Below are 14,051 nucleotides of genomic sequence, written 5' to 3'. Positions count from 1 at the left end.
CAAACTGAAAAATTAATAGACATGCAAGACGGATTATACGCCAAACTAAATACTTCTAAAGGAGACATCCTTTTACAATTACACTACAAGAGAACACCTGGAACGGTTGGTAATTTTGTAGGACTAGCTGAAGGGAATCTAGAAAACAGCGCAAAACCTCAAGGAACACCATTTTATAATGGATTAAAATTTCACAGAGTCATTCCAGACTTTATGATTCAAGGAGGTGATCCACAAGGCACTGGTGCCGGTGATCCAGGTTACAAATTTGATGATGAGTTCCATCCAGAATTGCGCCATGACGGTCCTGGGGTTTTGAGTATGGCAAATGCTGGTCCTGGTTCCAACGGTTCGCAATTTTTTATTACTCATATAGAGACGGCATGGTTGGATGACAAGCATACGGTTTTTGGTAAGGTAGTGGAAGGACAAGATGTTGTTGATGCTATCGCTCAAGGTGATGAAATAAAAAGTATTGAAATCATTCGCGAAGGTGATGAAGCTAAAGCATACAACGCTGTAGAATCGTTCAGACAATTTACTGGAGCGGCCAAGGCCCGTGAAGAGCAAGCAAGAAAGCAGGCAGAACAAGAACTGGATGAAATTGCTGCTGGATTTGATAAAACCGACAGCGGTTTAAGATACAAGATCATCAATAAAGGATCTGGTACCAAAGCAGAGAAAGGAAAGACGGTAAGTGTTCACTACAAAGGAATGCTACCTCATGGTAAAGTCTTTGACTCCAGCTTTGAGCGCAAAAAACCGATCGATTTCCAGTTAGGAGTTGGTCAGGTAATTGCTGGATGGGATGAAGGTATCCAGTTATTGCAAGTAGGTGATAAGGCAAGATTTGTGATTCCATCACACATTGCCTATGGTAGTGCCGGCGCTGGAGGTGTAATTCCGCCTAATGCCACATTGGTCTTTGATGTAGAATTGATGGCGGTGAGATAAATATCTTTTAAGTAATTGAAGTCCCCAAGCGTCTCACGTTTGGGGATTTTTCATGTTACTATTTTTCTGATTTCTCGAGTTGGGCTTAGTATCTTTAGGGCAATTATATTTTTATGAAGTTATTAGTTGGTTTTTGTAGGGTCTTTGTCGGTATTCTTTTCATTTTTAGCGGTCTGGTAAAACTGAATGATCCCGTAGGTTTTTCTTTTAAGCTGGATGAATATTTTAGTGCAGCTGTTTTGGGATTGGAGTTTCTACAGCCTTTTGCCTTGCCTCTTGCCATTTTCTTGGTCATTCTTGAAGTGATTCTAGGCGTGATGTTGTTGATTGGATTTCAGAAGAGGTTCACGGTATGGTCACTTTTATTGATGATCATTTTCTTCACGTTTCTCACTTTTTATTCGGCATATTTTAATAAAGTGACTGATTGTGGGTGTTTTGGTGACGCTATTCCATTGACTCCATGGCAAAGTTTTACTAAGGATGTGATCTTGTTGTTCATGATTGTGATTCTTTTTATGAACGTGTCTTTAATAAGGCCATTGTTTAAAAAGTTTACGGGTATGTTGACCACCATGTTGGTTACTATAGGCTGTTTTGGAATTGCCTATTATGTTTTGATGCACTTGCCTATCATAGATTTTAGAGCTTATAAAATTGGAACGGATATTAACCAAGCCATGCAACCTGATCCAGATAGACCTGATGTGTATGGCTATGACTGGTATTATGATGTTGATGGTAAAGAAGAAATAATTACTACCAAAGGATTACCACCAGAAGGAAGACCCAATTATATTAAAGTAGAGACCAGACTTCTTAAAAAAGGTTTTGAACCGCCCATTCACGATTTTGCTATAACTTCTGAAGATCAAGGTGACATCACTCAAGAAATTTTAAGCGAGCCTAAAGTGGCGCTTTTGGTAATGTACAACCTTAATAATGCTGAAAATCGCGGGATGCTCCAGTTGTCTAAGTTTGTGAAATCTGCTAAAGCTGCTGGCTATCGAGTCATTGCTTTGAGTTCTTCTGCGCCTAGCGAGACAGATCAAGCAAAAGAAACCTATGGGCTCGATGTCAATTTTTACACCACTGATGGTACAGCTCTCAAAACAATGATACGTTCTAATCCTGGTGTGGTATTAGTCAAGAATGGCGTGATCACCGGTAAATCGCACTGGAATGATTTTGATGAGCTTAACCTATGATCCAATACCTGCTTAAAAAATTGGGGTATGCGTTTCTCACACTGTATGGCGTGGTGACTGTCGTGTTCCTGTTGTTTTATCTATTACCTGGAGATCCAGCACAGATGATGTTGGGACAAAATGAAAGCGAAGAGCAACTCGCCGCAGTGCGAGCTAAATACGGGTTTGATCAATCCTTAGGTCAACAATATGTGTACTTTCTAAATGATTTGAGTCCGCTATCCATTCATTCCAATTCAAGTAATAATTTCACCTACGATGATGGTAAATACACAGGTGTTCGTTTGATCAGCTTCTCTGGAACGAGTTTGATGATTAAACTACCTTACTTGCGGGAATCTTTTCAAAAATCTGGTAAAAAGGTAAGCCTAGTGATAGGCGAGACCTTGCCCAATACCATCATTCTGGCTGTGGTCGCAATAACGATTGCTTTGTTGATAGGCCTTGTTTTAGGAGTCATCTCTGCTTTGAATAAAGGCAATAGGGTAGATCATACCATACAGTTGGTCAGCACAATGGGCATGAGCGTGCCTAGTTTTTTCAGTGCCATCATTTTTGCATTTCTATTTGGTTACCTGTGGCATGAATTCACGGGCCTACGTATGAGCGGTAGCTTGTATGAATTGGATGATTATGGAGAAAACATGCAGTTACAATGGCGTAATTTGATTCTTCCAGCTGTCGTTTTGGGAATACGTCCATTGGCGGTCATTAGCCAGTTAATGCGCAACAGCCTGTTGGAAGTGATGAGTCAAGAGTATATTGTTACCGCTTACGCGAAAGGTCTTACTAAATACCAGGTCATCACAAAACATGCTTTTAAGAATGCACTTAATCCGGTGATCACTGCCGTGAGCGGTTGGTTTGCCAGTATGCTGGCCGGTGCCGTTTTTGTAGAGTACATTTTTAACTGGAATGGATTGGGCAAGGAAATTGTCGAGGCATTGAATACGTTGGATCTACCCGTTATAACGGGTGCCGTTTTAGTGATTTCGACATTGTTTATCATGATCAATATCTTGGTAGACTTGGTCTATGTTTGGCTAGATCCACGAGTAAAGTTGGACTAAGGTTGCTTAACCCCAATCTTATAGATAGCCGTAAAGACCATTAAGTTCAATATCTTTGAAATAAGTTTAATCGGAAGCTATGCAGCTTCAGAAAAAAATAGTCTTGAAAAATCTTTTATTGTTCGTTTTTCTGACGACATCAATTATGGGCGTTGCCCAAAGCGACGAGGTCCAACTCAAATCAGACTTTGCCAAGTATGCAAGCGCCTTAAAAAGCCGCCAATATACTCAAGCAACCTCCTATATGCCTGACAATCTCTTTGATATTTATAACAAAGAGAAGCTGGTACAGGAAATGAAACAAACCTTTGAAAGCGCAGATACTGAGGTTAAAATAAACAGTGTAGAAGTTGTGAGCATAGATAGTAAAATCGTGGATGGCAATCAGGTTTACATACCATTCCAGTTCCGTCAACAATTTGAGCTTAAATACATCAACCTATTTGATGCTACAGATGATGAGCAATCGCGAGACTCCACGACAAAATTTATCGTAGATATGCTCAATGAATCCTTGCCAGATTCATCCATACGTTTTGACAAAAAGAAAGAAGTATTTGCTATCGATAATTTGAAAAATGCGGTAGCCGTTAAGTCAACCACAGACGATACATGGAAGTTTCTAGTAATAGAACCGTCGATTAAGAATGTGATGGTTAGATTATTACCTGCAACCGTGATCCAAAAAACAAAATTATGAGAAACAACATATTAGCAGGAAACTGGAAGATGAACTGTGACCTGCCCATGACACAGGAACTTATTTTCAACATAAACAAGCAATTGCCAGAGCAGCTGGATTGCGAGATCATGGTGGCGCCATCGCACCCTTTTCTTTATGCAGCTTTCAATGATTCCTTAGAGTCGCCTATCGAGGTCATCGCGCAAAATGCTTCGCAGCATGATAGCGGTGCTTTTACCGGCGAGGTTTCTATAGACATGCTACAAAGTGTTGGAATCAAAACAGTGATCTTGGGCCATTCAGAACGTCGCGATGTATTCCTTGAAACAGATGATGTCCTTGCCGAAAAAACGCACAAAGCCATTGAAAAAGGCATGCGCGTCATATTTTGCTGTGGTGAACACCTTGAACAACGCAGGAGCGGCGAGCATTTCAAAACCGTTACAGACCAGATTGAAAAAGCCCTTTTCAAGCTTACTGCCAAAGATTGGAAACAAATCGTTATCGCCTATGAACCCGTATGGGCCATAGGAACTGGTGAAACTGCTAGCCCAGAACAGGCGCAGGAAATGCACCACCATCTTAGAAAATTTGTAGAAGATAAGTATGGAGAGAAAACCGCAGATAAGTTGAGCATCCTCTACGGCGGTAGTGTGAAACCTGCTAATGCTCAAGAAATTTTTGCCCAGCCTGACGTGGATGGCGGTTTGGTAGGTGGCGCATCGCTGGATGCAGATTCCTTTGTAGCGATCGCAAAGTCTTTTTAAATGTCAAAGATTACTGACCAGTTGTATGTGGAGTATACGTTTACCGTAGCTCCCATAGAACCGTGGAATGATGTCTTGGCAGCCCAATTGGGCACCTTGGGATTTGAAAGTTTCATGGAGACAGAAGAAGGTCTTTTGGCTTACATCCAGAAAGATTTGGATCAAGAAGATTTATTGAAGAATCTGGAAATCTTGCAAAGTGATCATGTAGATATCGCTTTCGCGAAAGCGGAAATACCACCAACCAACTGGAATCACGAATGGGAATCCAACTTCGAAGCCATCATGGTGGACGGTCGCTGTGAAGTACGAGCACCCTTTCATGAGAAACACGATGTGGATTATGACATTGTGATTGAGCCCAAGATGAGTTTTGGGACAGGCCATCATCAGACTACCTATATGATGATGGAATATTTACTGGAATTGGATTTTAAAGATCAAAAGGTGCTGGACATGGGAAGTGGTACAGGCGTTCTTGCCATACTTGCCCAGATGCGTGGCGCAAATGCCGTTGACGCTGTCGATATCGATACCTGGTGTTATGAGAACGCACTGGAAAATGTAGAGCGGAACAAAGCGGATAAGGTAACGGTGATTCTGGGTGGTGCTGAGGTGTTGCAGGACAAATTTTATGACGTGATCATCGCAAACATCAACCGCAATATCCTGTTAGTCGATATTCCAACCTATTCTAAATGTTTGTCCACAGGTGGTTTGTTACTGCTTAGTGGTTTTTATGAAGAAGACCTTGAGGCCATTGAAGCAGCCTGTTTGCAAGCTGGTCTGGAATACCAGGGACATAGAAAAAAAGACAATTGGATCGCACCAGTCTTTCTCAAAAAGTAAATTTGAGTTAAACCAATACCGTAGGTGAGCAACATTTTTTAATTTTGTATCATTATGAAAATGAGTACATACACACAAGAACTTCCAGAACTGGATGTAGAAGTAGCCGAAAAAAAAGAGAACAAAATAGTTTTGTTCAATGATGAGGTGAATACATTTGACCATGTGATCGATATGCTTGTAGAGGCTTGTGATCATACACCAATACAAGCAGAACAATGTAGCCTTATCGTTCACTACAAGGGAAAATGTAATGTCAAGACTGGCGATTACAGTGATCTAGAACCTCGATGCTCAAAACTGCTGGAAGCAGGCTTGACAGCAGAGATTCAGTAGATACTTATAATTAAAAAACTAAAAACCATCACAACCGTGATGGTTTTTTTATGGCATCAAATCGCGATCTGCTCAAAGAAGGAGCCTATCTTTTTCTCACGATCTACCAGATGGATTTCAATAATCCAGTGCCTCTGCTGGCCAGATGTGTCCAGTTCCCTTAAAGCCACGTGATTTTCTGGATGGATGTAATTGGTCTTTTCCTCACCATCCAGTTGCTCATGTGGAAAGTGTCCTATCAAATGCCCGGCAATAGGTCCGCCAAATTCCCATCCAGCTTCCTGTGCGAGCTGGACGCAGTAATTGTACAGTTCTGCGCCAGTGATTTCTGGATGTTCTAAAACGTGTTTTTGAGCTACAAACCACAAACGCTCACTATCGCTAGCCAGTCGTTTCTTAGTAGGATCATTCCCTAGCACATAAGTTCTTCCATAATCTGCTTCCCATTCTTCCAGAATAGGGCCAAAATCAAGAAAGACAATATCATCTTCCTTTACCACAAGGTCTGGCGGATTTTCATCATAGGGATGCAAGGTGTTCTCACCGGCACGAACGATGCGCTTGTGCCAGTACTTCTTGATTCCAAAAAGCTCTTCAGCCAGCTCAAATACTTGTGTGTTGATCTGTTTCTCAGTAGATCCTGCTTTGATGATGGATCGCTTTTCGATTTCTTCAAATAGCTGCGCCGCTTTTTCTTCGGCGAGTTGAAGTTGCTCTAGTGTGTTGCTCATGGTATAAAAATAGAGATTATATGGGGTTCGCTTTCGCGAAAGCGAACTCAAAATCACGCCTTAAGAATTTTCTTTGATCTGTTAAATAAAACTAATAATATCAATCATTAATAGTATTGCTATTATTTTTACCTACAAATAAATTGGAATGGATACTCTACTCAAGAACCTGAAGGTAGAAATTAATGAAAAGATCTTCCTGAAGGACCCAGAATCTTCTGATCTGGGCCGCAGGATCGTGGAACAAAGCATACAGATGATTCATGAGATGGGTTTTGAGCAATTTACGTTTAGAAAACTGGGCAAGGAAATAGGTAGTAATGAAAGTTCCATTTATAGATATTTTGAAAATAAACATAAGCTGTTGTTGTACCTTACTTCATGGTACTGGAGCTGGTTGGAATATCAATTGATTATAAAGACGATGACGATTTCAGATCCTTTGGCAAGGTTGGAAACGGCGGTTTCTATTTTGACGAGAGAAGTGGTGCAGGATATGAATTTTGGTCATGTGGATGAGGTAACTCTAAGTAAGATCGTTGTAGAAGAGTATTCCAAATCCTATTTGACCAAAGAAGTTGATGAAGAAAATAAAAATGGTTATTTCTCCATTTATAAACGACTAGTACTTAGGTTGCGCGATATGATTGTGGCGGTAAATCCAGAATATAATTATGCGGCGAGTCTTAGTAGTACGATTATAGATGGGTCATTGCACCAGCATTTTTTAAAGCGTCACTTTAAAGCCTTAACAGATTGTAATCAAGAAGTCACGGCTACTGATTATTTTCTTAACCTTATTCACCTTATTGTAAAACCAACATGAAGAAAGATAAAAACATCCTAACCTCCTGGCAACGATTGACGAGAATGCTGGAGTTGGATAAACGTGATGTCTATCAAATTTTTTACTATGCAATTTTTGCCGGTCTTGTAGGTTTATCGTTGCCATTAGGGATACAGGCGATTATTAACTTGATTCAAGGTGCGCAAATAACAACTTCATGGATACTGCTTGTGGTGGTTGTGACATTAGGAGTAGCCTTTGGTGGGGTTTTGCAATTGATGCAGATACGTATTACAGAGAACGTTCAGCAGAAAATATTTACCAGATCATCATTTGAGTTTGCCTATCGCTTCCCAAAAATTAAGATGAGTGAGCTGCGTAATTATTATCCGCCAGAGTTGGCAAATCGTTTCTTTGATACGCTTACCATACAAAAAAGCCTTTCAAAATTATTGGTGGATTATCCTACCGCGATCTTGCAGATCATTTTTGGGTTGATTCTACTTTCTTTTTATCACCCATTCTTTATCGCTTATGGCTTTCTATTATTGGGTTTGGGTTTTGTGTTGTTCAAGTTTACAGCAGACAAAGGTCTGAAGACCAGTTTAAAAGAGTCCAAGAGTAAGTATAAAGTAGCACACTGGTTGCAAGAGGTCGCGAGATCCATCATCAGTTTTAAGCTTTCTGGAAACACTACTCATGCAGTAGATCGCAATGATGAACTCACCACAGAATATCTGGAATATAGGGAAAGTCACTTCAAGGTGATTATCATACAGGCCATCCAGTTTATAGGATTTAAAGTTCTAGTAACGGCTGGTCTACTTCTTATAGGAGGTTTTCTAGTACTTAACCAGCAAATGAACATAGGTCAGTTTGTAGCGGCAGAGTTGATTATTTTGATCATCATCGGTGCTGTGGAAAAGATAATTTCAGGGTTGGAGTCTTTTTATGACATGCTTACTTCTTTAGAAAAATTAGGAGAAGTGGTTGACAAGGAACTTGAATCTACCACAGGTGAAAAGCCGTTCAAGGCAGAAGAGAATTTCAAGGTAGAGTTGGAAGATGTCACCTATACGGTAGAAAATCGCACAGCTCCTATATTGAACAACATTTCATTGAAACTCACTAAAGACTGTTCTGTTGTCATTAACGGTCCCAACGGTAGTGGAAAGTCCACTCTTTTAAGGCTCATTGCTGGAATCATTGAACCTACTGAAGGTAATGTGTATTTAAACAACACCAACCTGCGTGGTGTAAACCTCAATTATTACAGATCTAACATAGGTCAATCCATGAGTGGTGAGACTCCATTTGAAGGTACGCTACGCAACAACATCACCTATGGTGATCAAAGGATCACCGATGAGGAAATATACTGGGCTATGGAGAATGTTGGATTGTTACCATATCTCAAAATGCTTCCTTACGGACTAGAAACTCATATTTATCCAGAAGGGAAACAAATAAGTCATACCGTAGGTAAGAAGATAGTGCTCGCTCGTAGTATTATCAAAAAGCCTAAAATGTTGATTCTTAAGGATCCTTTAGATCAATTTGAACCTGAAGAAAGCGAACGCATCATGAAATTTTTGACAGATCCATCTCACGGTTGGTCTATTATAGTGGTAAGCCAGAGTCCGCGATGGTTGGATCATTGTAGTAGGGTAGTAACTCTAGAAAATGGAAGAATCATAACTGATAAATCGATCTAAGCATGTTGAATATTTCAGAAAATAAAATCATTAACAAGCTGGATTTGAATGAATATTCAGCTGGAAAGAGAGTCTTCAACAGGACCCATTTTGAATACTTCAATAGATTCCTATTTGGTTTCTCAATTGTGTTACTCATCATTTTATTCATGCCGTGGACCCAAACGGTTACCGGCAATGGAGCTGTAACTACATTGACTCCGGCACAGCGACCGCAAACGTTACAATCACCTATTCCAGGTAGGTTGGAGCAGTGGTTTGTACGCGAGGGCGATCGAGTAAGAAAAGGAGATACCATACTGCAAATAAGCGAGGTGAAAAGTGAGTATTTTGATCCATTGTTAGTAGAACGTACTGGCGATCAAATCATTGCCAAGATTAATAGTGTCAACGCCTACGGTCAAAAAGTAGAAGCATTGACACAACAAACTGGCGCGCTGGCATCAGAGCTTTTATTGAAACTCGAGCAAGCTCAAAACAAAATCAAGCAAGCACGATTCAAGGTAACCAGTGACAGTATTGATCTGGAAGCGGCTCGTACCAATATTGAAATTGCGCAACGCCAGCTGGTTCGAGAACAAACTTTGCAAGAAGAAGGCTTGAAGTCTGTCGTAGACGTGGAACAAAAACGTCTTAAACTTCAAGAAACGCAGGCAAAATTGATTTCTCAAGAGCAAAAGCTACTTCAAAGCCGCAATGAAGTCATTAACGCAAGAATCGACATTAACCGTTTAGAGCAGGAATATGCAGAGAAAATTGCCAAAGCTCAAAGTGATCGCTTCAGTGCAGAGTCTGCCCAGTTGGATGTAGCCGCCCAGGTGAGTAAACTGGAGAACGACCGTACCAATTACAGCATACGTAGTGGGATGTTGTTCATCGTCGCGCCGCAAGATGGTTACATCAACAAGGCCATCGTCTCTGGAATAGGTGAGACCTTTAAAGAAGGCGAACCGTTAGTGAACATCATGCCGGCCAACTATGACCTAGCGGTAGAGACCTTTGTCGATCCACTGGACTTGCCGTTACTTTATGTAGGCGAGAAAGTGCGTGTGCAATTTGACGGCTGGCCAGCCATCGTATTTTCTGGATGGCCCAATGCAAGCTATGGTACCTATGGTGCAGAAATCGTTGCCGTCGAAACCTTCATCAGTACAAATGGAAAATATAGAGTGCTACTCGCTCCAGACGAAACCGATTATGAGTGGCCAGATGCGCTGCGTCCTGGATCAGGTGCCTATACGATTGCGCTGCTGGACGACGTGCCGGTTTGGTATGAATTATGGCGTCAGCTCAACGGCTTCCCGCCTAATTACTACCAGCCTACAGATGCAAGTGGTACTGTTAAAACAAAGAAATAGAATGAGGTTCACGTTATTCATAGCTCTTTTAATAGTGTTGCAGGTAGATGCTGTTTCGCTTTCGCGAAAGCGAACTCAACAACAACCGCCAGTACAAGTTTTGCAGGACACTACTGTTCTCAGCTTTTCTGAGTATTTGGGATATGTCAAGCGCCACCATCCAGTTGCCAAACAAGCAGAACTGCTGCTAGACGAAGGACAAGCGAACTTGCTACGAGCGCGTGGTGGTTTTGATCCCAAAATTGAAGTCGATTATCGCCGCAAGGACTTTAAGGGAACGGAATATTATGATGAACTCTCTGGTGTCTTCAAGATTCCAACCTGGTATGGTATAGAATTCAAGGCTGGAGCAGAGCGTAATGAAGGATCCTTTCTTGATCCATCACTTACCGTTCCAGATGGTGGTTTGTACAGTGCTGGAGTTAAGGTAGACCTGGCACAAGGATTATTGATCAATGATCGTATGGCGACCTTGCGCAAGGCGCGACTGTTTGAGCAACAAACAGCAGCAGAAAGAGATCTTGCCGTCAACCAGATCCTATTTGATGCATCAACGGCCTATTTTGAATGGTGGCGAGCTACTAAGGAGGTTGAGGTATATATCGATATTTTGGATGCTGCCATTACACGAGAACGCGGCGTGATTATTAGCGCTCGCGCTGGTGATAAGGCCGCGATTGACACGGTAGAAGCCGGCGTGGCCACACAGAACAGATTGCTAGGATTAGAGCAGGCAAGAGTGAACGAGATCAAAAGCAGGTTGCAGCTTTCCAATTTTTTATGGCTGGATGGCGTGCCGGTAGAATTACAACCCAATGTCTTCCCACAACCTGATTTAAATTCGTCCATAGACGTGACGCTGGGACTTATGGGAACTAGCCTGTCAGAATTTAACGTTGAAAACCACCCTAAAATTCAGGCGCTCAACTTTAAGTTGGATCAACTGGATGTGGACCGGCAATTGAAAGCGAACAAGCTTTTGCCTAAAATTACCGTTGATTATAATTTTATCACTCCAGATTGGGACCGGCTTAATTCCATCACACAGGATAACTACAAAGCTGGATTGACTTTTGCCTATCCCATTTTTACCAGGAAGGAACGAGGAGATTTGCGCCTAGCCAAAATCAAGATTAATGACGCACGCTACGGCCTGCAATCTGAAACGCTCATTTTGCGCAACAAAGTCATATCTGTGTTTGCAGAGCTGGAAGGTTACAACAGACAGCTAGATATATCGTCCAACTTAACTACGGGTACGGCACAACTGCTTGCTGGTGAACTGCGCAAGTTTGAATTGGGAGACAGTTCCCTGTTCCTCATCAACTCTAGGGAAGTCAAGTTTATTGAGGCTCAATTAAAGCAATTAGAGGTTCAAAAAAAGTTGTTTGAATCCAAGGCTACCTTATTTAGAAGCCTGGTGATATTGCCTGAGAATCTGTAATGTAAATTTTCCTATCTCTTCTCGTTTTGCAAAGCAGGTTTTGAATCTCGCTTTCGCGAAAGCGAATACTCAAAAGATCTTTCATCTATTAAACTTCCTGAAGAACTGATTCATTCTTTGCCATCAGTTTTATGAAGGGTTTAGGAGCGTATCGAGGCATCGGTTTTTAACTTTGGTCTTCCTTAAGGCGACGATGATAAAGAGCGCCGCAATTTTGAAATCCAATCTATGAGCACCTTCTTAAAACACACTATTTTTTTACTAGTATCGGTTGCCTTTCTTGCATCCTGCAAAGAAAACAAGTCTACCGAATCTACTCAGGAAGAGTCTGTAGCAGTGGACTCCACTTCACAGATCATCACCGAAGTTGCCAGCTTCACAGGTCAACAGGTTACTGGAGTCACTCTGACCGCTGATGGGCGCATTTTTGTGAACTTTCCTAGATGGCGAGAAGGTGTGAAGAATTCCGTCGTAGAAATCAAAGCAGATCAATCCCAACAAAGCTACCCGGACGAAGCTTGGAACGCTTGGGAAATAGGACAACCTACACAAATGGATCAATTTGTAGGCGTGCAGTCGGTAATAGCTTTTGAGAATGAATTATATGTTATCGATACAAGAAGTGTCAAGTTCCAAGAGGTGCTGGATGCACCGCGCATTTACGTTTTTGATCTAGAATCTGATGAGTTGAAAAAAACCTACACTTTAGGAACTTCCAGCTATTTTCCAGATTCCTATATCAACGATTTGCGCGTTGATCCCATCAAAAACATGATTTACTTGACCGACTCTGGTCACGCAGGTTTGATCGTGATCGATCGCGAGAGCGGAAATTCTCGAAGAATTCTTAACGAACATCCATCTACCACAGCAGAGCAGTCTTATCTCACTTTTGATGGTAAAAAATGGGAAGGCACCATCAATTCTGATGGTATCGCATTGGATGCGGTCAACAATCAGTTGTATTATCACGCACTGACTGCCTACAGTTTGTATTCCATCCCAACAGATGATTTACTTACAAAAAGTGAGAAGCAAATCGATCAAAGTGTGACTGATTTGGGTACGACCGCAGCTCCAGATGGGATGATTCTAGATGCTAATGGCAATCTATATTTCGCAGATCTAGAGCACAACAAAATTCAATACAGAAAACCAGACGGTTCGATCTATACTTTGGTCGAAGGTGACAAAGTTCGCTGGGCAGACACGTTTAGTATTTACAATAATGAGTTGTATTACTCCAATTCCAGAATTAATGAGGCTACCGGTGATATTTCAAACATGACCTTTACACTTAACAAAACACCGCTGCCTACCAATAACTAATTATTGGTGCAAATAGAAATTCACAAACAACAACAATACACATATGAGTCATCTTAAAAATAAAAAGGCCATTATCACTGGTGGTAGTCGAGGATTAGGGAAAGCCATGGCCATCGCTTTCGCAAAAGAAGGAATCGACGTAGCAGTTACAGGAAGAGATGAATCTGCCTTGCAAGACACCGTTAGCGAGCTGGAAAATATAGGAGTGAAGGCCTTTTACGCGACTTTTGATGTGAGTAATCACGAAGAGGTCAAAATTGGTGTGAGCGATCTTATTAATAAGCTTGGATCTGTGGATATTCTGGTGAACAATGCAGGAATCGCAGCATTTGGTTCTTTTCAAGAGATGGAAGTTGAGCAGTGGTCACAAATCATACAGACCAATGTGATGGGAATGTATTACATGACCAAAGAAGTTTTACCGCACCTTATCGATAAAAATGAAGGAGACATCATCAACGTGAGCTCTACGGCAGGACTTTCAGGTAATGCCAATACATCTGCGTATTCTGCATCAAAATTTGCTGTCATCGGGATGTCAGAATCTTTGATGAAAGAAGTACGCAAGAACAATATTAGGGTTTGTACGCTTACTCCTAGCACCATTGCTACAGATATGACGGTAGAGCTGGGAATAGCAGATAAAGACTCAGAAGACAGCGTTTTACAACCTGAAGATTTTGCACAACTGGTAGTGGCTGGATTGAAATTGCCACGTCGCGCCGTGATGAAAAGCGCTGCGTTGTGGTCCACAAATCCATAGAGTTATTTGATTCAAACTTTTGAAATATTGACCTTAACTATTAATACTACGTCAATTA

14 protein-coding genes are annotated in these 14,051 nt (G+C 41.4%); 13 read left to right on the top strand and 1 reads right to left on the bottom strand.

Annotated features, from left to right (window positions below; translation table 11 throughout):
• Positions 1-21 precede the first annotated feature (21 nt).
• The 7 genes from AAU57_RS12720 to AAU57_RS12690 all read left to right on the top strand — a co-directional run bounded on the left by AAU57_RS12720 (position 22) and on the right by AAU57_RS12690 (position 5,866).
• Positions 22-954: a peptidylprolyl isomerase gene (locus AAU57_RS12720; RefSeq protein ID WP_055413268.1), complete on the top strand. Its 933-nt coding sequence runs from the start codon at positions 22-24 to the stop codon at positions 952-954.
• 113 nt (positions 955-1,067) lie between these two features.
• The gene (locus AAU57_RS12715; protein ID WP_055413267.1) at positions 1,068-2,162 is read left to right on the top strand and encodes a BT_3928 family protein; all 1,095 of its coding nucleotides are present in this window, start codon (positions 1,068-1,070) and stop codon (positions 2,160-2,162) included.
• Positions 2,159-3,232, top strand: a complete 1,074-nt coding sequence (locus AAU57_RS12710; protein WP_055413266.1) for an ABC transporter permease — start codon at positions 2,159-2,161, stop codon at positions 3,230-3,232. The genes AAU57_RS12715 and AAU57_RS12710 overlap by 4 nt, the downstream gene beginning before the upstream one ends.
• A gap of 103 nt (positions 3,233-3,335) precedes the next feature.
• A complete protein-coding gene (locus AAU57_RS12705; protein ID WP_156340163.1) occupies positions 3,336-3,932 on the top strand; it encodes a hypothetical protein in 597 nt (198 codons plus the stop codon).
• Complete coding sequence (gene tpiA / locus AAU57_RS12700) at positions 3,929-4,681, top strand: triose-phosphate isomerase (RefSeq protein WP_055413264.1); 753 nt, start codon at positions 3,929-3,931, stop codon at positions 4,679-4,681. The genes AAU57_RS12705 and tpiA overlap by 4 nt, the downstream gene beginning before the upstream one ends.
• The gene (gene prmA / locus AAU57_RS12695; protein ID WP_055413263.1) at positions 4,682-5,530 is read left to right on the top strand and encodes a 50S ribosomal protein L11 methyltransferase; all 849 of its coding nucleotides are present in this window, start codon (positions 4,682-4,684) and stop codon (positions 5,528-5,530) included.
• Between the two features lie 54 nt (positions 5,531-5,584).
• On the top strand, positions 5,585-5,866 hold the full coding sequence (locus AAU57_RS12690; RefSeq protein WP_410503882.1) for an ATP-dependent Clp protease adaptor ClpS: 282 nt from the start codon (positions 5,585-5,587) through the stop codon (positions 5,864-5,866).
• 56 nt (positions 5,867-5,922) lie between these two features.
• Here the strand turns inward: AAU57_RS12690 and AAU57_RS12685 are convergent, their stop codons facing one another.
• A complete protein-coding gene (locus AAU57_RS12685) occupies positions 5,923-6,597 on the bottom strand; it encodes a M24 family metallopeptidase (RefSeq protein WP_055413262.1) in 675 nt (224 codons plus the stop codon).
• A 148-nt stretch (positions 6,598-6,745) separates the two neighbouring features.
• On the opposite strand from AAU57_RS12685, the gene AAU57_RS12680 reads away from it, so the two are divergent.
• From AAU57_RS12680 to AAU57_RS12655, 6 genes are all read left to right on the top strand, one after another.
• Positions 6,746-7,423 carry a TetR/AcrR family transcriptional regulator gene (locus tag AAU57_RS12680; RefSeq protein ID WP_055413261.1) on the top strand — a complete coding sequence of 226 codons (678 nt, stop codon included), beginning with the start codon at positions 6,746-6,748 and terminating at the stop codon, positions 7,421-7,423.
• The gene (locus AAU57_RS12675; RefSeq protein ID WP_055413260.1) at positions 7,420-9,099 is read left to right on the top strand and encodes a peptidase domain-containing ABC transporter; all 1,680 of its coding nucleotides are present in this window, start codon (positions 7,420-7,422) and stop codon (positions 9,097-9,099) included. The genes AAU57_RS12680 and AAU57_RS12675 overlap by 4 nt, the downstream gene beginning before the upstream one ends.
• 2 nt (positions 9,100-9,101) lie before the next feature.
• Positions 9,102-10,457 carry an HlyD family secretion protein gene (locus AAU57_RS12670; protein ID WP_055413259.1) on the top strand — a complete coding sequence of 452 codons (1,356 nt, stop codon included), beginning with the start codon at positions 9,102-9,104 and terminating at the stop codon, positions 10,455-10,457.
• 1 nt (position 10,458) lies between these two features.
• The gene (locus AAU57_RS12665; protein ID WP_231717818.1) at positions 10,459-11,901 is read left to right on the top strand and encodes a TolC family protein; all 1,443 of its coding nucleotides are present in this window, start codon (positions 10,459-10,461) and stop codon (positions 11,899-11,901) included.
• Positions 11,902-12,129: 228 nt separating this feature from the next.
• A complete protein-coding gene (locus AAU57_RS12660) occupies positions 12,130-13,230 on the top strand; it encodes an L-dopachrome tautomerase-related protein (RefSeq protein ID WP_055413258.1) in 1,101 nt (366 codons plus the stop codon).
• Positions 13,231-13,273: 43 nt separating this feature from the next.
• Positions 13,274-13,993, top strand: coding sequence for a 3-ketoacyl-ACP reductase (locus tag AAU57_RS12655; protein WP_055413257.1), 720 nt, complete (start codon positions 13,274-13,276; stop codon positions 13,991-13,993).
• Positions 13,994-14,051: the final 58 nt, after the last annotated feature.

This window comes from Nonlabens sp. YIK11 (genome assembly GCF_001413925.1).
Taxonomy (GTDB): domain Bacteria; phylum Bacteroidota; class Bacteroidia; order Flavobacteriales; family Flavobacteriaceae; genus Nonlabens.
Note: the sequence above shows the minus strand (reverse complement) of the source record. Positions and strands in the feature narration are given on the sequence as shown.